Consider the following 24,064-nt stretch of genomic DNA (forward strand, 5'->3'; position numbering starts at 1 on the left):
ATGGCCCGATCCGACGTTCTGATTTCCGATCGGCGAGCCGGTCGCGATGGCGGGTCGGCCGCAGTTGATCCTGCCTATCGCTCCGGCAGGCGCATCGGCCGAAGTAAAATTGTCATAATCCAATGCGCTGCTGCATAAGAGTTGGCCTTCATGCTTGATTCCCCCCGAACCCAGCCCATCGAGGCGCGCGACGACCTCACCGTCCCACCCTTGAGGCTTGCTGCCCAGCGCGGAGACACGGTCGCGGGCCAGATGACCACGTTGCGCATCCAGGAGAACATCCTGGCGCGCCACGAACGTCGTCTGCTCAACTGGCTCTGCGCGCGGATGCCGGCCTGGGTCACGCCCGACGTGCTGACGACGCTGGGCGTCCTCGGGGCCGTGCTGGTGTTCGCGGGCTACGCGGCCAGCAACCTGTCTGGAGGATGGCTGTGGCTGGCGATCGCGGGCTACGTCGTCCAGTGGTTCGGCGACTCCATGGACGGCAGCCTGGCGCGATGGCGCAAGATCGAGCGACCATCCTACGGTTATTTCATCGATCACAGTTGCGACGGGCTGACCACCGCCCTGATCGTGTGGGGGATCGGCACCAGTCCCTATGTCATCATGGACGTGGTGATGGTGGCTTTGGTGGGATATCTGCTGCTGTCGATCCATGCTTACCTGTCGGCACGCGTGCTGGGCGAGTTCAAGCTGTCGTACCTCAATGCCGGCCCGACCGAGCTGCGCTTCCTGCTGGTCGGCCTCACCATCATGATGATGGTGCTGGGCAGCGGCCCGGGTCTGTTCGGATGGGTATCGGGCTTCGACCTGTTCGTCGGTGCACTGGGCGCGCTGATGATGACGCTGTTCGTGGTGCAGACGCTGATCACCGGCCGCCGCCTGGCCGGCGAAGCTGCCCGTGGAGCCGATCGCACACGCTGATTTGCGCAAAAGTGGCTCGCTTTGCGATACCCGTCGCAACGATGATGGCGATCCGCCAGCGGCACGACACCGCTGAACCGGTCGCGTCACGCCCACGCCGAACGATAGTTGTGCGGCCGCCTCAACGAACAAAGGAAAGATGCGATTTGGGTCGGCATCCGGGCTCCTTCGGACGGGGGATTACCAGCATGCCATACGTCATGAAGGCATGATACCTGGATGGAGCTTACCAAGCGCAGCGGCGTATCCAACCTCGACATGCAGGTGTTCGGCCAGCCCTAGCCGCTCGCCAATTGCGTGCGCAAGGATATGGCCGAGCTGCGGTGCTACGGCATCGAGAGTTGGGCCGAGAACGACGCACGCGCAGCGATGGAGCAGGCGCGGATCGAGGCGCTACAGGACATGTTCGCCGGCGGCACGGTGGACATCCGCAAGATTTCGGCGGCGCTGGCCGGGCGTTCGATCAAGAAGCTGATCGGCAAGGCCAAGCAGAACGCCAACGAGACTGCCGCTGCGGCGACCAAGGCGGCCGCCGACGCCGCCAGGGGGGGCGGCGATGAACGCAGCGATCGGCGAGAAGCTGCCCTTCGTCGACAAGCAGGACTACCAGACCTTCGCCAAGGCACAGGGCCAGGACACGGTATCGCGCGACCTTGTCGAAGAACCGCATCGTCGGCATGGGTAACGACTGAGCTTCGCCGCTCGCAACGGCGGCGACACAACGGGTTGAGATTCGTATTCGACCGGGAAGAATCAGCCGCCGGCTCGTGGCCGATGTCGCCTGACCGCAACGTCTGGCATCACAGGCGGGGGGACCCGCCGGCGGGCATGACCAAGGTGGCATGGTCGGCGCTCGATCGGCCAGGGCGCGGCCTGCTTTCGATGCCAGCCGCGCCCGGCCCCTTACAAGCCGGTCACGAGCCTTCCATCACGCTGGGCTTGCTCGATCGTTCGATCATGCCGACGGTCTCCTCACCATCCCAGATGTAGCGCGCATGCGCCTGCTGCACGATCGGGAAGTCCGGCGGCAGTACCGCATGCCCGCGTGAGCGCACGTTGACGAACGTCGTGCCATCCACCGCGACGCGTCGGCCATCGATCGTCTCCAGCACGAAAGACACGCTTTCACCGCCGGTCACCAGCTTGCGCAGCCACGGCACTTCGACCGGCCGCGCGGGGGTGCGGGTGCCGTTCGCATCCAGCACGAAGCCTTCCGCATAGCTCGGCTGGCCATCGCTGCGCGGCGGGTAGATGTTGAACCCGAAGCCCTTGCCGCTTGGGAATATCGCCGATTGCCAGCAATGCCCCTCGAATCCGGCGAATGCGCGAAAGCCGGTGCGGCGAATACGCAGGCCGTTGCCGCGAAAGGCGTGTTCCTGGCCATCGATGCGCAGGCTGCCTTCGCAACGCAGCAGCTGTTCGTAGCGCGGACTCATGAAGTCACCCTGCTCGCCGCCCAGCGCGGCGGCCGCCTCGGGCAACAATGAGCCCGGCATCCATGGTATCGCGGCCATCGTCATGGCCACGTCGATGCCGATATCGGCCTGCAACAAGTCGCTTTCATCGGGAATGGGCGTGTCGATCAGCGTCTGCGTGGTGAGGGCATCCGCCTCGCCTTCGAACGCGGCGATCCACAGGCGGAACGGCTCGACGCAACGCAACGTCATCGGCCCGGTGCCGCGAATGGTCGGCAAACCTTCGGGGCCGATCGCCGGCAGCGTATCGGCGGCGATGCGGCGCTGGAACAGCCGGCCATCGGGAAACGCGACGTCGAGCCATAGTTCGTGCCGGTCCCATTGCTCGGCCACCGCCTCGACGCCCAGGCGCATCGCGAAGGCGCCGTTCTCCTCCTCGATCCACACGTTGACTGCGTCGCGCACGCCTGCATCGGGACGATCGACAAGCACGTATTCGCGCTCGACGGGTATGCCTCCGCTAAGGTCGGTGGTTGCCATGTGCTCTCTCCTTCACGAACCGTGAGGAGGCTGTCATGGCTGGCGGGTCAGGTCACGCGCCGTTGCCAGCGTGCGAGCGATATCGGCCGCACGACACCCGCGCCATGATGCAAGCGATCGGCAACTTCGTGCAGAGCCGGAAGCCTTGCCGCGCCTAGCGACCGGAGTGTCAGCTGTACGGCGGCTTGTGCAGACCCTTCGGGCTCTCGGTGAAGATCTCGCAGCCGTCTTCGGTGATGCCGATCGAATGCTCGAACTGCGCCGACAGCGACTTGTCGCGCGTCACCGCCGTCCAGCCATCGGCCAGCAGCTTCACCGGCGACTTGCCGAGGTTGATCATCGGCTCGATGGTGAAGAACATGCCGGGCTTTAGCTCTGGCCCGGTGCCGGGACGCGCCGCGTGCACCACTTCGGGCGCATCGTGGAACAGGCGACCGACGCCATGGCCGCAAAATTCGCGCACCACGCCATAGCGGTGCTGCTCGGCATGAGCCTGGATCGCCGCGCCGATGTCACCCAGGCGCGCACCGGGTTTGGCCTTGTCGATGCCGATCATCAGGCACTCGTACGTCACGTCGACCAGCCGACGCGCCTTGAGCGATACGTCGCCCACAAGGTACATGCGGCTGGAATCACCATGCCAGCCATCGAGCAGGGGCGTGACGTCGATGTTGACGATGTCGCCATCTTTCAGGGTCTTGTCCGACGGAATGCCGTGGCAGACGACGTGATTGATCGAGACGCAGCTTGAGTGCTGGTAGCCGCGATAGCCCAGCGTCGCCGGCACCGCGCCGCCAGCCAGGGTAAGCTCGCGCACCTTGTCGTCGATCGCCCCGGTGCTGACGCCGGGCTGCACCATCGGTGCGATCGCATCGAGGATCTCGGCAGCGAGCCGCCCCGCGCGACGCATGCCCTCGAAGCCCTCGGGCCCGTGGAGCTTGATGGTCCCATCGCGCAGGATGGCGGTGTCGGCTTCGATCAGCTGGTATTCGGTCATGGGGTGCATATAGCGCAAACGGCACGAAATTGCGAGAGCCTGCGTCCTCTCCCGCAAGGCCACAAGCCGACGGCCAGCTACTTGATCGAGAACGCACTCTGGTAGGCCGGCTTGACCGAACCCAGGATGCGCGAGGTCACCGGCAGCGTGATGTCGAACGTGCCCTCGGCATAGGAGCCGGCGGCATAGGGCTCGACCAGCACGCCGATGCGATCGAACGTGCGGCCATTGGACGACCCCAGGATGATCGTGTGCTCGGCGGGGTCGATGCATTCGTCGAACGAGTCGCCGCTGTTGCGATTCACCGGCGCACCGCGTCGCTTAGCACGCTCCTTGTCCAGCGCCGCGCAGAAGGGTTCGCGCAGGACGCTGCTCAGCGCCGCCTTGCTGATGAACAGGTCGGCGGCCTCACGCGCCAGGCCCTGGTCGCGGTCCCACAGCAATCCGTCGAAGAACGTCATCCCGTGCGCGCCGCCACTGTAGTCGTACAGTTCGGCCGAAAGCGACAGCCAGCGCGGCAGGTCGGTCACCACCTGCCAGGTCGCGCTCGAACTGTGCGCGCGATAGGGATAGTCGTTCTGCTTCGCTTCGATCTGATCGGCCTTCGCGCTCTTGACCAGCTCGGCGCGGTCCGCTTCCAGCCGCTTGTCGAGCAGCGTCTTCAACGCAGGGATCGCCGCCGCCTTGCCGGGATAGCTGTAGCTGAATTCATAGAGGTCGTTCTTCACCTCGACCATGCGCCCCTTGGCCGGAACGGCGACGGCCTGCGTCTGCGCGCCGCGGCGGATCTTGGGGCCGCCGGGTACGGTCGCTGCATCGCTGGCGACGCCGTCGGGAGCGGCGGGGCTGGTGTTGTCGCAGCCTGCCGCCATCAGCGCGATCGCTGCCGCCATGACGTTGGTCAGACCGGAACGGCCCCGATGAGCACTGGAACGCATGCTTTTCCTCTCGCGCTGCTTGCCGGCCAGGGTCTAGACGGATCTCGATGAACAATCAGCCATTGATCCAGCCCGACCGGGGACAGCCCGCTATCGCCATTCACCTTGTCGACAAGGACGGACTTGAGGAATTCCTCAAGCAACGCCCGGTTCCCCAGCGCGCCGCCCTCGCCGCGCACAAGTTCAAGGGCGATGCCGGATCGTGGGTGATCGTTCCCGATGGTGATGGCTGGGCGGTCGTCGCCGGGGTCGGCGAGGTGGCGAAGCTCTCGCCATGGTGCCTGGCGAAGCTGGGCGACGGCTTGCCCGCCGGCACCTATCGCTGCACGGGCGGGGAGCCGGGCGCGGCGATGCTGGGCTGGGCGACTGCGCAATACCGGTTCGAACGCTATCTGTCGGAGCCCGGCAGCGAGGGCCCACGCGTCCTGCTGTCGAGCGATGCCAAGGCGACCCCCGCGGTACTGGCGCAAGCCGAGGCCACGGCGCTGGTGCGTGACATGGTCAACACGCCTGCCGAGGACATGGGTCCGGCACAGATCGAAGCGCACGTCGAGGCGCTCGCCAAGGCGCACGGCGCGCAGCTTCGCGTGACTCGCGGCGATCAGCTGGAGCGCGCGTTCCCGATGGTCCACATGGTGGGTCGCGCCGCCGCGCGCAGCCACGCGCCGCTGATGATCGAACTGGAATGGGGCGATCCTTCACATCCGCGCGTCGCGGTGGTCGGCAAGGGTGTCTGCTTCGATTCGGGCGGGCTCGACATCAAGCCCGGCTCGAGCATGCTGCTGATGAAGAAGGACATGGGCGGCGCGGCGCACGCACTGGCGCTGGCGCAGCTGATCATGGGCACCGGACTGCCGGTGCGCCTTCACCTGCTGATCCCCGCTGTGGAAAACGCGATCGCGGGCAATGCCTTTCGCCCCGGCGACGTGCTGCGATCGCGCGCCGGGATCACGGTCGAGATCGGCAACACCGATGCCGAAGGCCGGCTGGTGCTGGGTGACGCGCTCACCCGCGCGAGCGAGGACGAGCCCGAACTGCTGATCGACTTCGCCACGCTGACCGGCGCGGCGCGCGTCGCGGTCGGCCCCGACCTGCCGGCGCTGTTCACCCGGCGCGACGAGACCGCGCGCGACCTGCTGGATGCGGGACTGGCGGTGGACGATCCATGCTGGCGCCTGCCGCTTTACGAAGGCTACCGCGAGTTCCTGAAATCCGACATCGCCGACATCAACAATGCCGGATCCAGCGGCTTTGCCGGCGCCAGCACCGCCGCGCTGTTCCTCGACCGGTTCGTGGCCAAGGGCATCGACTGGGCGCACTTCGACACTTTCGCCTGGCGCCCTGCGGGCAAGCCCGGCCGCCCCAAGGGCGGCGACGCGCTGGGCCTGCGCGCGGCCTGGCGGATGCTGGAGGAGCGCTATCGCTGAAGCGCCCGGCTTGCACCTTGCGACGAAGCGGCGGCGCCGACAACTTGCACCCTGCCCCAACCGCGTCTAAGCGCGCCCATTCAGTTTCGCCCGTTCCCTGTTCGAAAGACATTGCCAAGTTGCCGCTCGAGCTCTCCCCAACGCGCACCGAAGCTGCCGAGGGATACCTTGCGCTTAGTGGCCCCAATGCTCCGACCGACGCGAGCCGCCTGCCTTTGCGCGGGGATCTGGCGCATATCAAACTGGCGGGACGCTATTTCGTGCCCCATTATGCCGTGCCGATGGCTCATCGCACGAAAACCGCCGCATCGCTGCTGGCGCACCCGCGCGTCGGCGCCGAGGTGATCGCCACCGCCCCGTCGGGCACGCTCTTCGACGTGCTCGATATCGCCGGCGCCTGGAGCTGGGGCCAGTTCGCGGACGATGGCATGGTCGGCTATATCGCCAACGCAGAACTGGAGCCGCTGGCATGAGCGCGACGGTCTTCATCGACGGCGCCGCCGGCACCACCGGGCTGGAAATCGCCGACCGGCTGGCGGGGCGGTCCGAATTCACGCTGGTGACTCTCGACGAGGCGCGCCGCAAGGACGACACCGCGCGGTCCGAAGCGCTGAACGACGCCGACTTCGTGATCCTGTGCCTGCCCGACGATGCCGCGCGCGATGCCGTCGCGATGATCCGCAACGAGCGGGTCCGCGTGATCGACGCGTCCTCGGCGCACCGCACCGCGATCGGCTGGACCTATGGCTTTCCCGAGGTGATCGGGCGCGAGGCGGTCGCGACCGCGCGGCGCGTCAGCAATCCCGGGTGCTATCCGACCGGCTTCATCGCCCTGCTCGCACCGCTGGTCGGCGCCGGGCTGCTACCCAAGAACTGGCCTTATATCTGCCACGCCGTTTCCGGCTACTCGGGCGGCGGCAAGGCCATGATCGCCCAGTTCGAGGCGGATCGCGACATCGCCTATCGCGCCTATGGCCTGGCGATGAATCACAAGCACATCCCCGAGATGCAGCGCCACGTCGGCCTCGATGTCACGCCGCTGTTCGCGCCTGCCGTGATTCCGGCCCATCGTGGCATGCTGGTCGAAGTGCCGCTGCAGTTGTCGGCGATGAAGGCGTCCGGATCGCTGGCCGTCGCCGCCCCCGATGCGCTTCTCGCCAGCCTGGTCGAGGCCTATCGCGGCAGCCAGGTGATCAAGGTGCGCGACGATCAGCCGGGCGAGATCGTGCTGCGCGCTTCGATGCCCCCCGTCGATTCGATCGAGCTTTATGTTTTCGCTGCGGCGGACGGGTCTCAGGCGCGCCTTGCCGCCGTTCTCGACAATCTCGGCAAGGGTGCCAGCGGCGCGGCGGTGCAGAACCTGAACCTGATGGCCGGGCTCGACGAGACGGCCGGTCTCAGGCTCTGATCCGGCCCGCTGGCGAAGTTGGCAGGCGAGCGTGCCCAACATTAAGGCACGCCTGCTTAATTTCTGAACAGCAGGACGTGTTTCAGACGATGTCGCGAACCGTGATGCTTAACTGGTGAGCAATAAATCTAGCGTTTCGGGCCTTTTCGCGTCTGCACAATAAGCCTATCGCCGACGAACGGTGCTGGCACGATTCTTGATGGACTCGCGCGCGGGGCATCAGGTCCTAGTGCCCGCCGATTGCAAGCGGACCGGCCGAATGCGGGGAACCTTACACGCGTGAAAAAGATCGAAGCCATCATCAAGCCCTTCAAGCTCGACGAAGTGAAGGAAGCACTGCACGAAGTCGGCGTTTCGGGCATCACCGTTACCGAGGCCAAGGGCTTTGGCCGTCAGAAGGGCCATACCGAACTGTATCGCGGCGCCGAGTACGTCGTCGACTTCCTGCCCAAGGTTAAGCTCGAGGTCGTCGTGCCCGATGCCCTGGCCGATCGCGTGGTCGAGGCGATCGCCGAAGCCGCGCAGACCGGCCGCATCGGCGACGGCAAGATCTTCGTCGTGCCGATCGAGACCGCGGTGCGCATCCGGACCGGCGAGCGCGACGACGCGGCACTGTAAGATTCCATCGGGGCGTGGCGGCTGGGAGGCCGATGACGCCTCAGGATCCATATCCACCAAGCTTCTTTCGGGGATCGGAAGAGTTCAACTCGGAGATAAGTTCTCATGGCTACTGCAAAGGACGTCCTCAAGCGGATCAAGGACGAAGAGATCGAGTGGGTCGATCTACGCTTCACCGATCCCAAGGGCCGTTGGCACCACCTCACCATGGTTTCGACCGTTCTGGGCGAGGACGAGCTGGAAGACGGCCTGATGTTCGACGGCTCCTCGATCGAGGGCTGGAAGGCCATCAACGAGTCCGACATGATCCTCAAGCTGGACCTCGATTCGGTCTACACCGATCCGTTCTCGGCCACGCCGATGCTGATCGTGTTCTGCGACATCGTCGAGCCTTCGACCGGTGAGCTGTACGGCCGCGATCCGCGCTCAACCGCCAAGCGCGCCGAAGCGTTCGTCAAGTCGGCCGGTTTCGGCGACACCGTCTACGTCGGCCCCGAGGCCGAGTTCTTCATGTTCGACGACGTGAAGTTCTACGACGGCTACAACGGCAACGGCTTCAAGATCGACGACATCGAGCTGCCGGGCAACACCGACAAGGAATACGACACCGGCAACCTGGCCCACCGCCCGCGTGCCAAGGGAGGCTACTTCCCGGTCGCTCCGGTCGACAGCTCGGTCGATATCCGTGCCGAGATGGTCTCGACCATGCTCGAAATGGGTCTGCCGTGCGACAAGCACCACCACGAAGTCGCCGCCGCGCAGCACGAGCTCGGCATGACCTTCGGCACGCTGGTGACCACCGCCGACCGCATGCAGATCTACAAGTACGTCGTGTGGATGGTCGCGCAGGCATACGGCAAGACGGCGACGTTCATGCCCAAACCGATCATGAAGGACAACGGATCGGGGATGCACACGCACATCTCGATCTGGGACAAGGGCAACCCCCTGTTCGCCGGCAACGGCTACGCCGGTCTGTCGGACATGTGCCTGTACTTCATCGGCGGCGTCATCAAGCACGCCAAGTCGCTGAACGCCTTCACCAACCCGACCACCAACAGCTACAAGCGCCTGGTGCCGGGCTACGAAGCCCCCGTTCTGCTGGCCTACTCGGCCCGCAACCGTTCGGCGTCGTGCCGCATCCCTTACGGTTCGGGTGCCAAGGCCAAGCGCGTGGAATTCCGTTTCCCCGACGCGATGGCGAACCCTTACCTGTGCTACTCCGCGCTGCTGATGGCTGGCCTCGACGGGATCAAGAACAAGATCCACCCGGGCGAAGCCATGGACAAGAACCTGTACGATCTGCCGCCGGCCGAGCTCGCCGAAGTGCCGACCGTCTGCGGTTCGCTGCGTGAAGCGCTGGAATCGCTGGCCGCCGACAACGCCTACCTGCTCGAGGGTGGCGTGTTCACCGAAGACCAGATCGAAGCCTACCTCGAACTCAAGTGGCCCGAAGTGCTGCGCTGGGAAACCACGCCATCGGCGGTCGAATTCGACATGTACTACTCGAACTGATCCTCTATCGGTTCACCGAGGGGGGCGTCCGGAGCGATCCGGGCGCCCTTTTCGTTTTCAGGCACGCCAGTCCGGTGCGGGCATGCCAAGTGCAAAAGGAAGACCCATGAGCGATCCGGCACCCTGGGATGGTACCCGCGTTCGCACCTGGCTCGAAAGCCGGTTCGAGGCATCGCGACTGGACCAGACCGCCGCCGACCGCCGCGGATACGAGGCGCGTGACGAATACGATGTCGCCGCCGCCGAAGAGTGGGTCTGCAAGACGCTCAAGTCCGCGGACTGCACGAACGATCAGGCGGCCTTCGCCACACGCATCAAGGACTTGATCGCCCAGGACGAATACCCCGTCGCTGGCGTAAACGACGACATCCGGTTCGAGCGACACGTGCGCAGCTACCTGAGAAAGCTCGCCAGGATGACCAAGACGAACGAGGGTTTCGACAAGACGCGTCGCTATCAATGAGCCCGGTGGCGGCTTACCCCGATCGTGCTGTCAGGGAGTCTTCCGGCATAGGACGCCGCGTGATCGCGCCGGCAGCCGCAATCATCATCGCGGCCCTGGCCCCAACGGCGTTTGCCAACGATGAGCCCGGCGACGGTTTCGACGTCATCGGCTATGCCCTGTCGCTCACCCCGGACCTCGGCAATGCGACGGTTTCCGGGCGAGAAACGATCACGCTGCGCATAACCGGCAGCGAGGTGCGGCGGCTGCACTTCTCCAGCAACGCGCTTACCATCGACGACGCCAGGCTGGATGGATCGCCGGTCGCGCACGCGCGATCACAGGACGCTCTCACCTTCGAACTACCCCATTCGGCCAGACGCAGGCGTATCGTGCGGTTGGCGCTGTCGTATCATGGCCGCCCGGCGCGTGGGTTCACGGGATCGGCCACCTCGCTCTATACCAGCTATTTCGCCTGCGACTGGATGGTGTGCCTGCAGGATCGATTTGGTGACAAGGCGGCGTTCTCGCTCGACCTGACGGTTCCCGCCGGCATGGATGCACTCGCCGTCGGCCAGAAGATCGCGGCCTGGCCCGGCCCGGATGGCAGCGAGGTCCAGCGCTGGAAAACCGCGCGGCCCTATTCAGCCTACCTCTATGGCTTCGCGATCGGCCGCTTCACGCGCACCCGCGACCGCAGCGGATCGGCGACCCTGTCGTACCTGGGCGATACCGCCGATGCCGCCACCTTGAAGCGTCGCTTCGCCTCGACACCCGAAATCGTGCGCTTCTTCACCGACAAGGCGGGCGTCGTCCTGCCCACCGCTGATTACAGCCAGGTGCTGGTGGCCGGCGACGAGGCACAGGAAGCCGCGACCTACAGCGTTCTGGGCGCCGAGACTTTGCCGGCCCAAGCCGGCGATCCGGCGCAGGACTGGGCCATCGCGCACGAACTCGCCCACCAGTGGTGGGGCAACCTCGTCACCTGTGCCACGCTGAAGGATTTCTGGCTGAACGAGGGGATCACCACGTTCATGACCGCAGCGTGGAAGGAGCATCGCTATGGGCAGGCGGCCTACGATGCCGAGTTGGACGTAGCGCGGGCTAGGCTTGCCAAGGCGCGGGCACTCGGCTTCGACAAGCCGCTGGCATGGAGTGGGCGCTATCCATCGCTCGGAACGCGCCGTGCGGTGCAATACGGCAAGGGCGCGCTGTTCCTCGACCACCTGCGCAGCGAACTGGGCGATGCCGTGTTCTGGGCCGGACTGCGCCGCTACACCCGCGACCATGCGGGCGGCATCGTCACCAGCATCGATCTGCAACTGGCGATGGAAACCACCAGCGGCCGCGACTTGCGCTCCCTTTTCGACGCGTGGGTTTTCGGCGACGATCGCCCCACGGTGCGTTGAACGGCGCCAGCGGCGCCGATGGTCAGCCGGCCTTGCAGGCTTCCGCCAGACCCAGCCCGTCCTTGCCGGAACCTTCGCCGCCGACGCCCTTGGGCGTGCTGGCGGCGGCGGCGATCAGGCGGTCGTGCTCGGCCTCGTCGATGCGTTGCCAGCCGCCGCGCGTCAGGCGCTCCATCGGGCGGTAGCGCACTTTGTACTGCATCCGCGGCGAACCTTCGACCCAGTACCCCAGGTACACATAGGCCAGCCCGCTATCGGTCGCGCGGCGGATGTGATCGAGGATGATGTAATTGCCCAGCCCCGATCGCGTGGCATGATCGGGGTCGTAGAAGCTGTAGATCATCGACAATCCATCGCACTGCTTGTCGGTCAGGCAGGCACCGACGAGCCGGCCCGGCGTCACCCCGTCCAGCGACGGCTCGCGATATTCGATGATGTAGCTGGTGACGGGCGTATGTTCGACCATGTCAGCGAAATCGACTTCGTCCATGCTGGTCATCCCGCCTTCGGGATGGCGGACGCCGAGATAGCGCTGAAGCAATTCGAACTGCTCGTTGGTGGACCATGCGCGGCACACCGTCGTCACCAGATCGCCATTGCGCTTCAGGTTGCGCTTCTGGGTAGAGGATGCCGCAAATTCACCCGCGACCACGCGCACCGAGACGCAGGCCTGGCAATCGAGGCACGAGGGACGATAGGCGACCGTCTGGCTGCGCCGGAACCCGATCCGCCCCAGCGCATCGTTCAGCGCGTCGGCGTGGGGGCCCTTGAGCTCGGTGAACACCTTGCGTTCGCTGCGACCCGGCAGGTAGGGGCACGGCGCGGGGCTCGTGACGAAGAAACGGGGAAAACGAACGGGAGCCGTCACTTGAGCGCCTGGTCCTCTCTAAGATGCGGCTGAACTGCGTATCATGAATATGCCTGCCGACCCGTTGCGTTGAAAGGGCTTTAACCACGAAAGTGATGCGGCTTGCGGTAAACTTGCGCTGGGATGAACCTTTCGTGCCGGGACTGTCTCGGTTTGGACCGTCCGGCGCGCGACTGTTTCCATGTCCAGCATACCCCTCGGCAACGTCCGGACGGCACGCGAGGTTGCGCGCGTCCGCGCGGCCGATCGATCAGTGCGGGCGCATCGAGCGACCCGGCCGCCTGCCGGAGATGGTCATCACCTCGTACGTGTAACCCGCTTCGTCCAGGTCGTTCAGCAGTCCTTCGAGCGCGTCCTTGTCGCGGATCTCGTACTCGATCTCGACCTCGCTGCCCTTGGCGGACAGAACGCCGAAGATCCGCTGGTGCGAGACCTCGATGATGTTGGCATCGTTGCGGGTGAATATCTCGGCCAGTTTGGCGAGTTCGCCGACCTTGTCGCTCATCAGCACCGCGATGCGGCCGATCCGGCCCGAGCGGGCGAGATTGCGCAGGATCACGTTGGCGAGGAAACGCGGGTCGATGTTGCCGCCGGTCAGGATCACGCCGATCTTGCGGCCGATGAACTCGGGCCGGAACGCCCCGTTCTTGAGCGGCAGCAGCGTGGCGAGGCCGACCGCGCCCGCCCCCTCGACCACGGTCTTCTCGATATCGAGCAGCATCGAGATCGCCTCCTCGATCCGGGTTTCCGAGACCACGCGGATCTCGTCGACGTGCTTGAGGATCGCGGCGCGCGTGAGCAGGCCGGGCTCCTTCACCGCGATGCCCTCGGCGATGGTGTCGCCGCCGCCGGCGACCGGCTGGTTGCGGTGCAGCAGGTACATCGCGGGGTACTGGTTGGACTGCACGCCGACGACGCGGATATCGGGGTTGATGCTCTTGGCCGCGACCGCGACGCCCGAGATCAGCCCGCCACCACCGACCGGCACGACGATCGTGTCGAGTTCGGGCACGTCCTCCAGCATCTCGAGCCCCACCGTGCCCTGCCCCGCCATGATCTCGCGATCGTCGAACGGGGGGACGAAGATCAGGCCGCGCTCACCCTCGATCCGGCGAGCGATGGCATAGGCCTCGTCGAAGTTCTCGCCATCGAGCACGACTTCGGCGCCATGGCCGCGCGTCTGCTGGACCTTCACGATCGGGGTCGTCTTGGGCATGACGATGGTGGCCGGGATGCCGAGACGGCCGGCATGATAGGCCAGCCCTTGCGCATGATTGCCGGCGGACGCCGCGATCACGCCGCGCGTGCGGGCGTTGTCGGGCAGCGTCAGCAGCTTGTTCAGCGCGCCGCGCTCCTTGTAGGCGGCGGTGAACTGCAGGTTCTCGAACTTGAGCCACACGTCCGCGCCGACGATGCGGCTGAGCGTGCGGCTGTGCAGCGTCGGCGTGCGGATCACCGCGCCGTGAATTCGCACCGCAGCGGCCCGGATATCCTCGACGGTCAGCGCGGGCTCGTCGAGGGCTTCCTCGGCTTGCTGCGCGGCGATCTCTTTCAGCGCTTGATCCATGACCGCTGCGCTACCCGAATCCGGCTACGATGGAAAGCCACGCGGGCGCTTCCACGCAAGCGCCTCACGCTCTAAGAGTATGATCATGAGCGATGCCAGAAAAGTGTCCTTCCTTGGCCTGGGCGTCATGGGAGGCGAGATCGCCCGACACATCGGGCAAGCCGGTCACCAGCTGACGATCTACAACCGCTCGCCCCAGCGCACCGATGCCTGGCATGAGGCGAACCCGGACCTGGCGGTGCGAGTCGCCACCAGCCCCGCTGACGCTGCGGACGGCGCGGACATCGTCATCACCTGCGTGGGCAACGACGATGACCTTGCCGACGTGGTGCTGGGGCCGCGCGGGGTGTTCAAGACCTTGCGCAAGGGTGGTGCCTTCGTCGATCACACCACCGTCTCGGCGCGGATCGCGCGGCAGATCTCGGTCGAGGCGCGTGACTTGCAGATCCACTGCGTCGATGCGCCGATGACCGGATCGCAGATCGGCGCGGAGAACGGCACCCTCACCCTGATGTGCGGCGGGCGTAAGGATGCGATCGAGGCGGCGCGGCCTGTCATGGAGGCCTACTCTCAACGCATCGTCCACGTCGGCAAGGCGGGCGCGGGACAGACCGCCAAGATGGCCAACCAGATCTGCATCGCCGGCATCGTCGCCAGTCTGGCCGAGGCGGTGCGCTTCGCCCAAGCCTCGCACCTCGACATGGAACGCGCCTACGAGGCGATCTCGGGCGGGGCGGCGCAATCGTGGCAGATGGACAACCGCTGGAAGACGATGAACGCGGACGAGTTCGACTTCGGCTTCGCGATCGACTGGATGCGCAAGGACCTGGGGCTGGCGATGGACGAAGGACGGGGCCTTGGCGTGTCGCTGCCGATGACCGCGCTGATCAACCAGTTCTATGCCGACGTGCAGGCGATGGGCGGCGGTCGGCTGGACACCAGCGCCATCATCAAGCGCCTGCCGCGCCGGGGGAAGTGATCGATCCCGCTTCGTCCGGCTTGGAACATTGCGAAAGAACCTTCGTCATTCCCGCGGCGGATGATGAGTTGAGGGCGTAGGCAGAACACATGACATTGAAGCGACTTGCAGTCACCGGCGCCTTCCTGCCCTTCCTTGCGATCACCACGACGTCGCAGGCGAAGGCCCCGCCTCCGACCGGCATCCTGGTCGACGACGTCATCGGCGTCACGCCCGACGGCAAGGGCGGGCTGGAGCGCTTCACCGGACTGCTGATCGATGCGCAGGGGCGCATCGCCGCCGTCTATCACGACAAGGACAAGCGCCCCAAGCAGGTGGCGTACAAGGTAGACGGCAAGCGCCGCGTCGTGGTGCCGGGCATGATCGATGCGCACGTCCATGTGATGGAAACCGGCTTTTCCAAGCTGACGCTCGACCTGTCTGCCGCGCGCTCGCTGGACGAGGCGTTGGCGCGGGTCACCGCCTATGTCGCCGCGCACCCGGACCGCGCCTGGATCGAGGGCGGCGGCTGGAACCAGGCGAACTGGGGGCTGGACCGCATGCCCACGGCGGCGGAACTCGATCGGGCGACGGGGGGCAAGCCAACGTATCTGTCGCGCGTCGATGGCCACGCCGCCTGGGTCAACAGCGCCGCCCTGAATGCCGCCAAGGTGACCGAGGCCACGCCGGATCCCACCGGCGGCCACATCGAGCGCCTCGCCGGCAGCCGCAAGCCCGCCGGTGTGCTGATCGATGCCGCCAAGGAGCTGGTCCATGCCAAGGTTCCGGCGCCGCGTCCGTCCGATCGCGATACCGCCTTCGGCGAGGCGCAGCTGGAATTCCTGCGACAGGGGGTCACCGCAATGGCGGACATGGGCACCACGATCGAGGACTGGCAGACCTATCGCCGCGCCGCCGATGCGGGCAACCTTCGCGTGCGGATTGTCTCCTACGCCAGGGGCGTCGATGCGATGGCGCTGATCGGCGGGCCCAAGCCGACGCAGTGGCTCTATGACGACCGCCTCAAGCTGCAGGGCGTGAAGCTCTATCTAGATGGTGCGCTGGGTTCGCGCGGAGCGTGGCTCAAGGCGCCCTATACCGATGCCCCCGACACCTCCGGCCTGCCGATGATGAACGAGACTCAGTTGGGTAACCTGATGAGCCGCGCCGCGATCGACAACTTCCAGGTGGCCGTCCACGCTATCGGCGACAAGGCCAACGAGACCGTCCTGGATACGATCGAACAGCTCTCTGACACCTACAAGGGGGACCGGCGCTGGCGGATCGAACATGCGCAGATCGTCGCGCCCGCCGACATCGCCCGGTTCGGCAAGTTCGGCGTCGTCGCCTCGATGCAGCCACAGCACCAACCGTCCGACCGGGTCATGGCAGAGGCGCGACTGGGCCCCGACCGGCTTGCCGGAGCCTATGCCTGGCGCTCGATCGCCGCGACCGGCGCCACGCTGGCGTTCGGATCGGATACGCCGGTCGAGCCGCCCACGCCCTTCGTCGGCCTCGCCGCCGCGATCAGCCGCCAGGGCGCCGATGGCCAGCCTGCTGGCGGATGGCAACCGCAGGAACGGCTGACCCTGGCTCAGGCATTGACAGCCTACACTGCCGGTGCGGCCTATGCGATGTTCGCCGAGGACCGGCTCGGCCGCATCGCGCTCGGTCAAAAGGCGGACTTCCTGTTCGTCGACCGCGATCCGTCGACGGCGACGCCCGACGCGCTGCGGCAGACCAAAGTGCTGGAAACCTGGATCAACGGACAGCAGGCCTGGAGCGCGGCGCGCGGGGTCGCCAAGCCGACCGACAAGCGTTGATCCAAAAGCGACCGGCCTTGCAGCACGGGGCCGGTATCGACGCGTCGATGCCGAGATGATCCGCCTTGCCCACGAGGGCGGTGTCTCGCGTCCCATCAATCCGCTTGCACGGCGATGCAGGAAGCGTAAAGCGCGCCGCCCGCGATCTCGCAGGGGCTGTTCCATACGGGGCGTGTCACGATGACGAATGCGTCTGTACCTGCCGATCCTGCCACAACCCCGATGGCGACATCGGCGCACGAGCATGCCGAGGCCAACGACCACCAGCCGCACGGCCCGGTCATTCCACTGACGATCGGCGCGATCGGGGTGGTGTTCGGCGATATCGGCACCAGCCCGCTCTATGCCTTTCGCGAGGCGCTGGCCCAGGCCGCATCCGACGGCCTGGTCCGCGAGGAAATCCTCGGCGTCATGAGCCTGATGCTATGGGCGCTGATCCTGATCGTCACCATCAAGTACGTGCTGTTCCTCATGCGCGCCGACAACGAAGGCGAAGGCGGCGTACTGGCGCTGCTGGCGCTGGCCAGCGGCAAGGAAGCGCGGATCGGCGGGACCATGCTGGTGCTGGGCGCGATCGGCGCGGCGCTGTTCTATGGCGACGCGATCATCACCCCGGCGCTCACCGTGCTGTCGGCGGTCGAAGGCATGCGCTCGCTGCATGGCATCGGCCCGTTCTTCACCGAGCATCGCATCCTCGTCATCAGCCTGGTGATCCTGGCCGGCCTGTTCCTGGCCCAATCGCGCGGAACGGCATCGGTCGCCAAGCTGTTCGGCCCGATCTGCATCGTCTGGTTCCTGGCGCTGGCGGCACTGGGCGCGATCCACATCGCCGATGGCCCCGGCATCCTCGCCGCGCTGCTGCCTTGGCATGGGGTGATGTTCGTCATCCACCACGGCGTGCTGGGCCTGTTCGTGCTGGGCGCGGTGTTCCTGACCGTCACCGGAGCGGAAGCGCTCACCGCCGACATGGGTCACTTTGGCAGGCTGCCGATCCGGCTGGCCTGGTTCGCGCTCGTCTTTCCGGCGCTCACGCTCAACTATTTGGGTCAGGGCGCCTTCGCGATCCACGCGCTGGACATGGCCGAAGCCAGCGGCAAGGTGTTTCACAATCAGGACTGGTTCTTCCTGATGATCCCGCCGGCGGTGCGTCTGCCGATGGTGCTGCTTGCCGCCGCGGCCTCCATCATCGCCAGCCAGGCCGTCATCACCGGGGCCTTCTCGCTCACCCAGCAGGCGATCCAGCTGGGCTTGCTCCCGCGCCTCAACATCCGCCAAACCTCGGCCGGGCATTCGGGACAGATCTACATCGGCGCGGTGAACTGGATGCTGCTGGCGGGGGTGTTCATCCTGGCGCTGGGCTTCCGCAATTCGTCGGCGATGGCCGCTGCCTATGGTATCGCGGTGACCGGCACGATGGTGGTGACCTGCTGCCTCGCGTACCTTGTCCTGCGCCGTCGCTGGAAATGGAGCGCCCCTGCGGCAATCGCGCTGATCCTTCCGTTCATCACGATCGACCTGCTGTTCTTCGGCGCCAACAGCCTGCGGGTGATCGAAGGCGGTTGGGTGCCATTGCTGGTCGGAGCGATGATCCTGATCGTCATCCTAACCTGGAACCGGGGCCGCCGCTATATCGCCTCGTTGGAGGATGAAGGCGCGATCCCGCTCGTCGACATGGCCCGCAGCCTCGCCGCTCGCCCTCCCGCCAGGGTCGAGGGCGTCGCGATCTTCCTCACCGCCCGCAACGACCTGACGCCGCACGCGCTGCTGCACAACATCAAGCACAATCACGTCCTGCACAGGCGCAACTACGTCGCGACGATCCGCACCTTGCGCCGCCCCACTTGCGATCCGGCCGATCGGCTGGAGATCGTACCTGTCGACGAGAACTTCTGCCGCCTGCTGCTGCGTTACGGCTTCATGGAAACGCCCTCCGTGCGCGAGGACCTGATCGCGGCGGCGGAGCGCATCCCCGGCGTCGACCGCGCAAGCTTCTTCATCGGCCGCAACAACTTCGCGATGAGCGCCGATGTCGGCATGCCGCTGTGGCAGGATTTCCTGTTCCTCGCGCTCTACCGCAACGCCGCCGATCCCACCGATTACTATCGCATACCGCACAACCGGGTGATCGAACTGGGCGCGCAATACGCGATCTGACCGGCTCCCCCGACTGATCCAACACCGCGAAATTCTCGTGCAAACGAGACCGTTCCGGCAATTGGCGCAAGAAATCAGCGGTTCGTCGCTTGTCAGTGGCGTTTCGCAGCAGGTTCGTTAACCTTTTCAGAAAGGTCGCGGGCCATATTGTGGGCTACGCCGTGGGGGCAAACAGGATTGTTATGAACCGATTCTACCGGATCGTGATGGCGGCTACCGCCGTGCTCATGCCGCTCGCGCCCTCACATGCAGGCAGTCTGGACAGCGGTGGCATCGGCGAGGTGCAAAGCGCGTTCGACAGCCTGCTCGGCACGAGGATGCAGCCCGCCACCCCGCTGCAACCCGCCGCCCCGCTCCAGTCGCAGCGCCGCTACCTGCCTGGTTTCGAGCAGCAATTGGCCAGCCTGGCCGAGGCATCGCAGGGCCGCATCGGCGTCGCGGCGCTCGACCTTGCGACGGGCCGCACGATCGACGTTCTGGGCGATCAACGCTTCCCCATGGCCAGCACCAGCAAGATCGCGATCGCTGCAACCTTCCTCGAAGGCGTCGATCAAGGGCGCTGGACCCTCAGCAGCGAATTCCCGCTGATGATGCCGGTGCCCTCGGCCCGGTTTTCCAGCGCCGTCGCCCCGGTGCGCCCGGGCTCGTACATGAGTGCGCGAAGCCTGATCGAATTGATGCTCACCCGTTCCAACAATTACGCCACCGACGCCTTGCTGAAGGTCGTGGGCGGCCCGCGTGCGGTCAACGATTGGGTGCGCCGCGCCGGCGTGTCCGACTGGCACATCGATCGCGATATCGCCACGCTGGTGCGTGATGACGGCGCGGTCAATCCCGCGACCGTGATCGACACCCGCGACAGCGCCACGCCCTTGGCGATGGTGCGTCTGCTCTCGCAGATCTACAGTGGCCAGATGTTGAGCGGATCGAGCCGCGACGTCCTGCTTGGCGCGATGGGCCGCTGCGTCACCGGCAAGCGCCGTATCCCGGCGCTGCTGCCCAGCGGCACCACGGTGCTGCACAAGACCGGTTCGCTCAGCAACACGTCGAGCGACGTCGGCATCATCCAGGCGCCGGATGGCCACGCCTATGCCGTCGCCATCTACGTCACCGGCCAGGGCAACCGCGTGAATCGCGAAGGCCGTATCGCCAGCATCGCCCGCGCATTGTTCCAGGGCTACACCAGCCAGCCCGCCCTCTACGGCCACACCGCCGCACGCTGAGCAGTACCGCCAGCGAGCCGCCAATCGTTGCGAATCGAGTTGCGCCCACCCGGCAGGATTGCTAGGCGCCCCTTTCCCGGAAACGGGGCACGCCCCGGATGGCCCGATGGCGGAGTGGTTACGTAGAGGACTGCAAATCCTCGCACGCCGGTTCGATTCCGGCTCGGGCCTCCATTTTTCGATAACCGGCCCTACAACGCGCCTTCGGGCGGATCTTGCCGTGTTGCGGTCCGTTGCGTGTGAGAGCCGGTCTTCCCCGTCATTTGCCAAGAACCATCGGTCCCTCCAAGCGACACGCAAGCGACGCCGATGCCACCTCATCGAAGCGGACAAGGGACCCCCGGGCACGGGCAAGCCAAGCCGGGGCCGATGATGGTCCGGATCTGGGTCGCCCCAGTTGTCGCTTAGTTCGGGCTCGCACTGCGCGATGAGTTCGCCGCCGTCGCCCTCGCCAGGGTCACTCGAGGGCGCAGCCTGGCCGGCGATCGGCCAGCCACCCATTCGCCCTGACCATCGCGGCGGACCTTGTCCTCACGACGCTGGGCATCCTTCAGCGCGTCGTGCTCTTCCTCCCTCAACGGTCGAGCCGCGCCAATCGTCTGTCGGCATGGCGTTCAGCTTTACAGGCCTGCGGGTTGCGCCGGGAAGCGTGTGCCACTCACACCACGCCGGATCGCCCATGCGGACCACGTAAGCCTGTCGATTTCGGATTGATTGTCTTCGAGATGCGTATCGCCACCAAGGTCGTCGAGGGATAAAATCAGGCTCTCGACGACTCACCTGTCTCGATGCGCGCGCGGGCGGCTTCCCAGGCGGGCGGATAGGTCAAAGAGGGGGCACATGCGTACGGCTCTGCTTCATCCGCAGTAGAATGCATGCTTGATACAGGAAGTACTGACCTAGCCGTAGCAAGGGCGCTTACCCTAGGTGGCGCTTAGATCAAGTTAACTGAGGGGTCGCTATGCAAGAGCAGATGTCCCCCGACCTCTTAGCGATGATAACCAGCGGCGTACAGGAACATCATAAAGGGATCCAAGGGCAGCTGCTGAAATCAAAGTAGTGCCAAATGCGATAAGCGACACCAAGCCTTGGTGTGCCCCGGTGAAGATCAACTCAGTCTCGTTACGAATGGGCATATGAATGCAATATATCGGATATGAAAGGAATCCCAAATACTTAACGAACTTCATGACGCCTAAGCTCGTGATATTTACCGAGGCTCCCATGATAAGAAGAAGAGGGCAAACTGCTGCAGATTGGATGGCATAGATCACCGCTCCGAAACCTTTCGGCAAAGGTGTCAAAAACATCAGCAAGAGGATGGCACAGCTAAGCATTGCAAGCACCAACGAGTGCTGCTGCTGCGGCTTATACTTTCCATACACTGCAGACCGTGTTGCATAATAGATAATCATGCCGGTAACAAACCCATAGGTCACTCGCGGGAATCCGCCAGAAAATCCGACCTGACCCCAGCCCGCTGGGAGTATCAACCCATGGTGACCCACTAAACGGGCCGATAAAAATCCGACCACATAAATGCCTATAAACGCCCCCGCTGCTAGAAGGATCAAGCTTATAAAACGCCAGCGAATAAGCGCTAAAAAAGCTATGTTAATAATCATCTCAAAAAATAGAGACCAAGCTGGATTGTTTACCGGCCAAAGCGGGGCCGAAGGCGCGCCACCCCAAATGGATTGCGGTAGATCACCGAAATATGGAAGGTAGAGAAGATTCAGTGCGAGTGAACCATAGGCGATCTGCAGATTTGCGCCACTTTCGGCAACTTTAATAAATAGCCATGGCGCGCCTATGACTATACCAGCTAAAAACATGGGATAGAGGCGCACGACTCTCGCGACCATGAACTTGAGGATATTCCCATTATCGCGGTGCCCATATGCATGAACAAGTACGAAGCCGCTGAGCATAAAGAAGAAATCTACAGCGAGCGCCGCGCTTGGCAATAAAGGTGCCCCAAGATAATCGGTATAGTGCATCACCATCACACCGACTGCAGCTAAGCCACGAAGGCCATCTAGAAATTCGTATCGCTCACGCTCAGCCATCGATCACCCCCCCGAAATGCACTTTCAACTGAGCTCCCCCCTCAGTAAGCAGCGTCTCTCATACATATTAATACGGAGTTAGCTATTAAATCTTTCTCCTTCATAGTCTGGATGAGCGCCAGAAATCCTTGCGATCCAATAGCTCACTTTTACTCGTTCTTCGTTGGTGTTGCTTTCTTTCGAGTGTGGCAATCTGGTGCCTTGCCCTGGCTGCGGCTGCACCCCGCAATCGCGACTACCCTGTTGATCGCTTCGTTCGCTATACCGACCCAGCAGCAGGCCTTCTACGACTTGGCGGTCGTCATGATCGGATATCCGCTGCTCATTCTGGCGGCCACGCGCGAACCCGGTGCAGGCCTGATACCCGTGTTCACCAAACTCGGCCTGATATCGTTTCCGATCTATGCGCTTCATGGCGCGTTCCAACGCTTCGAGATCTTCGCAGCAAAATTGTTGCAGGCGAGGTTTCCCTGGTCGATCCCGCTTCTAGAAATCGCATTCCTAATCGGCATGAGCGTTGTTGCGATATTCGCAGAGAAATGGCTTGATCGTCCCGTTCGCAAATGGCTTGCAACCGTCACGCGAAGGCCGCTGCATCGGTGAAGGCCTCGCTGGCGGCCTCGTGCAGCACCCCGAGGCCGCGGTCGCCCTTACTACAGGCATAGGGCTGCCAGTACAGCAGTGACGCTCAGGAAGACAACGGCGGCGACGCGGACAAGCGTAGACCAGCGGCTCCACATATCGACAAGTGGCGCTCGCGTGTAAACGACGTGAGATGCTGGCACAGCCGAGCGTCAGGTACCCCACGCCACTCTGATGTTTGGTCGCAGATACCGGATCGGCGAGCAGGCGGGCGAGCGAGGCGGTGTAGGCAGGCCCGAAGCCACTCTGGTCTGCGAACCAAATCGAAGCCAGCGATACTTCGCCAACCCGCTTGGTAGAACCTTGCCTTACTCCGACTTTCCGGTCTGCGGTCGATACCCAGCTTGATACGTGATATCGGCCGATTTGCGTAAGGTGGCCAGCTTCCTTTGAACTGCCTGCTGTTTGATCGCCGTCACGGCTTCGGCGGCGCCGTCGGCGGCATTCAGCGGGGCATCGCGCGCCTCGATCACTGCAAGTGCGACGAGATTATCGCCTTTGCCAATCGCCAGCGGGTTGCCGGGTGCCTGGGCAAGCAGGCGGCGATACAGCGCGAGAGGCAGTGTCGACGAATCCAGCACCACCCGCTCGCGTCGATAGGATTGCGAGCGGGAATCGAGATATGCGGCAATCGCATCGTTGGATTGCAGCGGAGCGAGCGCTGCGCTCTGCCCCTGGCCCATCACCGTTTCAATCCGATCGACCAGAAACAGCTTGCGTCCATCGAAGCGCTGGGGATTGGCGGCCACGAATCGCGCGATGGCCCGCTTGTCGGGTTCCGGCATCTCGGCGGCCCAGCGGTCGAACAGCGTGCGGCTCAACATGACCTCGTCCAACCGTTTCGCCTGCGCGACATATTGCGGGGTGCGATCCAGTGCCAGCCGCTGCGCTTCCGCAGCGGCGAGCTTGCGATCCACCACGCCTTGCAACACGACTCCGAGCGACGATCGCGCCGCATCGCCATCGGACATGGCCGTCGCGCCTGGCTCACCGGCGAGATCACGTCGCGTGACCTCTTCGCCATCCACGACAGCCACGACCTGCCCTTCGGCGGCCTTCTTGCTGCACCCGACCGACATGCCGGCCAAAATGATGACCGCAAGCGATCGACTCAAGCGGGTCTGCAT

General features: G+C 64.7%; 21 protein-coding genes and 1 tRNA gene. 15 read left to right on the forward strand and 7 right to left on the reverse strand.

Annotation, left to right across the window (positions count from 1 at the left end; genetic code table 11):
- Positions 1-252: 252 nt before the first annotated feature.
- Together ACXJ1Z_RS05585 and ACXJ1Z_RS05590 are read left to right on the forward strand one after the other, a co-directional pair.
- A complete protein-coding gene (locus tag ACXJ1Z_RS05585; RefSeq protein ID WP_463781175.1) occupies positions 253-924 on the forward strand; it encodes a CDP-alcohol phosphatidyltransferase family protein in 672 nt (223 codons plus the stop codon).
- Between the two features lie 556 nt (positions 925-1,480).
- On the forward strand, positions 1,481-1,609 hold the full coding sequence (locus ACXJ1Z_RS05590) for a hypothetical protein (protein WP_463780161.1): 129 nt from the start codon (positions 1,481-1,483) through the stop codon (positions 1,607-1,609).
- A gap of 229 nt (positions 1,610-1,838) precedes the next feature.
- On the opposite strand, the gene ACXJ1Z_RS05595 is transcribed toward ACXJ1Z_RS05590, so the two are convergent.
- From ACXJ1Z_RS05595 to ACXJ1Z_RS05605, 3 genes are all read right to left on the reverse strand, one after another.
- Positions 1,839-2,879, reverse strand: coding sequence for a DUF7064 domain-containing protein (locus ACXJ1Z_RS05595; protein ID WP_463780162.1), 1,041 nt, complete (start codon positions 2,877-2,879; stop codon positions 1,839-1,841).
- A gap of 169 nt (positions 2,880-3,048) precedes the next feature.
- Positions 3,049-3,876, reverse strand: coding sequence for a type I methionyl aminopeptidase (map, locus tag ACXJ1Z_RS05600; RefSeq protein WP_463780164.1), 828 nt, complete (start codon positions 3,874-3,876; stop codon positions 3,049-3,051).
- A gap of 77 nt (positions 3,877-3,953) precedes the next feature.
- Positions 3,954-4,814 carry a DUF4163 domain-containing protein gene (locus tag ACXJ1Z_RS05605; RefSeq protein ID WP_463780166.1) on the reverse strand — a complete coding sequence of 287 codons (861 nt, stop codon included), beginning with the start codon at positions 4,812-4,814 and terminating at the stop codon, positions 3,954-3,956.
- 47 nt (positions 4,815-4,861) lie between these two features.
- On the opposite strand from ACXJ1Z_RS05605, the gene ACXJ1Z_RS05610 reads away from it, so the two are divergent.
- From ACXJ1Z_RS05610 to ACXJ1Z_RS05640, 7 genes are all read left to right on the forward strand, one after another.
- Positions 4,862-6,241, forward strand: coding sequence for a leucyl aminopeptidase family protein (locus ACXJ1Z_RS05610; protein ID WP_463780168.1), 1,380 nt, complete (start codon positions 4,862-4,864; stop codon positions 6,239-6,241).
- A gap of 119 nt (positions 6,242-6,360) precedes the next feature.
- Positions 6,361-6,714: an SH3 domain-containing protein gene (locus ACXJ1Z_RS05615; RefSeq protein ID WP_463780170.1), complete on the forward strand. Its 354-nt coding sequence runs from the start codon at positions 6,361-6,363 to the stop codon at positions 6,712-6,714.
- Positions 6,711-7,649, forward strand: coding sequence for an N-acetyl-gamma-glutamyl-phosphate reductase (gene argC / locus ACXJ1Z_RS05620; RefSeq protein ID WP_463780171.1), 939 nt, complete (start codon positions 6,711-6,713; stop codon positions 7,647-7,649). The genes ACXJ1Z_RS05615 and argC overlap by 4 nt, the downstream gene beginning before the upstream one ends.
- Before the next feature lie 279 nt (positions 7,650-7,928).
- Entirely contained in the window at positions 7,929-8,267 is a 339-nt protein-coding gene (locus ACXJ1Z_RS05625; protein WP_463780172.1) for a P-II family nitrogen regulator, read from the forward strand.
- A gap of 105 nt (positions 8,268-8,372) precedes the next feature.
- Positions 8,373-9,782, forward strand: coding sequence for a type I glutamate--ammonia ligase (gene glnA, locus ACXJ1Z_RS05630; protein WP_463780174.1), 1,410 nt, complete (start codon positions 8,373-8,375; stop codon positions 9,780-9,782).
- A gap of 106 nt (positions 9,783-9,888) precedes the next feature.
- Positions 9,889-10,245 carry a hypothetical protein gene (locus ACXJ1Z_RS05635; protein ID WP_463780175.1) on the forward strand — a complete coding sequence of 119 codons (357 nt, stop codon included), beginning with the start codon at positions 9,889-9,891 and terminating at the stop codon, positions 10,243-10,245.
- A 59-nt stretch (positions 10,246-10,304) separates the two neighbouring features.
- Positions 10,305-11,633 carry a M1 family aminopeptidase gene (locus ACXJ1Z_RS05640; protein ID WP_463780177.1) on the forward strand — a complete coding sequence of 443 codons (1,329 nt, stop codon included), beginning with the start codon at positions 10,305-10,307 and terminating at the stop codon, positions 11,631-11,633.
- Positions 11,634-11,655: 22 nt separating this feature from the next.
- Here the strand turns inward: ACXJ1Z_RS05640 and ACXJ1Z_RS05645 are convergent, their stop codons facing one another.
- Both ACXJ1Z_RS05645 and ACXJ1Z_RS05650 read right to left on the reverse strand, forming a co-directional pair.
- Positions 11,656-12,501, reverse strand: coding sequence for an arginyltransferase (locus ACXJ1Z_RS05645; protein ID WP_463780178.1), 846 nt, complete (start codon positions 12,499-12,501; stop codon positions 11,656-11,658).
- 250 nt (positions 12,502-12,751) lie between these two features.
- A complete protein-coding gene (locus tag ACXJ1Z_RS05650; protein ID WP_463780180.1) occupies positions 12,752-14,068 on the reverse strand; it encodes a threonine ammonia-lyase in 1,317 nt (438 codons plus the stop codon).
- Between the two features lie 79 nt (positions 14,069-14,147).
- On the opposite strand from ACXJ1Z_RS05650, the gene ACXJ1Z_RS05655 reads away from it, so the two are divergent.
- The 5 genes from ACXJ1Z_RS05655 (at position 14,148) to ACXJ1Z_RS05675 (ending at position 20,400) form a co-directional block, all read left to right on the forward strand.
- Positions 14,148-15,047, forward strand: coding sequence for an NAD(P)-dependent oxidoreductase (locus ACXJ1Z_RS05655; protein WP_463780182.1), 900 nt, complete (start codon positions 14,148-14,150; stop codon positions 15,045-15,047).
- 89 nt (positions 15,048-15,136) lie between these two features.
- Positions 15,137-16,849, forward strand: coding sequence for an amidohydrolase (locus ACXJ1Z_RS05660; protein ID WP_463780185.1), 1,713 nt, complete (start codon positions 15,137-15,139; stop codon positions 16,847-16,849).
- 222 nt (positions 16,850-17,071) lie between these two features.
- Entirely contained in the window at positions 17,072-19,003 is a 1,932-nt protein-coding gene (locus tag ACXJ1Z_RS05665; RefSeq protein WP_463780186.1) for a potassium transporter Kup, read from the forward strand.
- A 182-nt stretch (positions 19,004-19,185) separates the two neighbouring features.
- Entirely contained in the window at positions 19,186-20,226 is a 1,041-nt protein-coding gene (locus ACXJ1Z_RS05670) for a serine hydrolase (protein WP_463780187.1), read from the forward strand.
- 100 nt (positions 20,227-20,326) lie between these two features.
- A tRNA-Cys gene (locus tag ACXJ1Z_RS05675) sits at positions 20,327-20,400 on the forward strand.
- A 785-nt stretch (positions 20,401-21,185) separates the two neighbouring features.
- On the opposite strand, the gene ACXJ1Z_RS05680 is transcribed toward ACXJ1Z_RS05675, so the two are convergent.
- Complete coding sequence (locus ACXJ1Z_RS05680; RefSeq protein ID WP_463780189.1) at positions 21,186-22,295, reverse strand: acyltransferase family protein; 1,110 nt, start codon at positions 22,293-22,295, stop codon at positions 21,186-21,188.
- A 111-nt stretch (positions 22,296-22,406) separates the two neighbouring features.
- On the opposite strand from ACXJ1Z_RS05680, the gene ACXJ1Z_RS05685 reads away from it, so the two are divergent.
- A complete protein-coding gene (locus tag ACXJ1Z_RS05685; protein WP_463780190.1) occupies positions 22,407-22,898 on the forward strand; it encodes an acyltransferase family protein in 492 nt (163 codons plus the stop codon).
- 347 nt (positions 22,899-23,245) lie between these two features.
- Here ACXJ1Z_RS05685 and ACXJ1Z_RS05690 read toward each other — a convergent pair whose 3' ends face one another.
- Positions 23,246-24,064 (reverse strand): hypothetical protein, encoded by an 819-nt coding sequence (locus tag ACXJ1Z_RS05690; RefSeq protein ID WP_463780192.1) that lies wholly within the window; start codon positions 24,062-24,064, stop codon positions 23,246-23,248.

It is taken from the genome of Novosphingobium sp. TK46 (assembly GCF_055361525.1).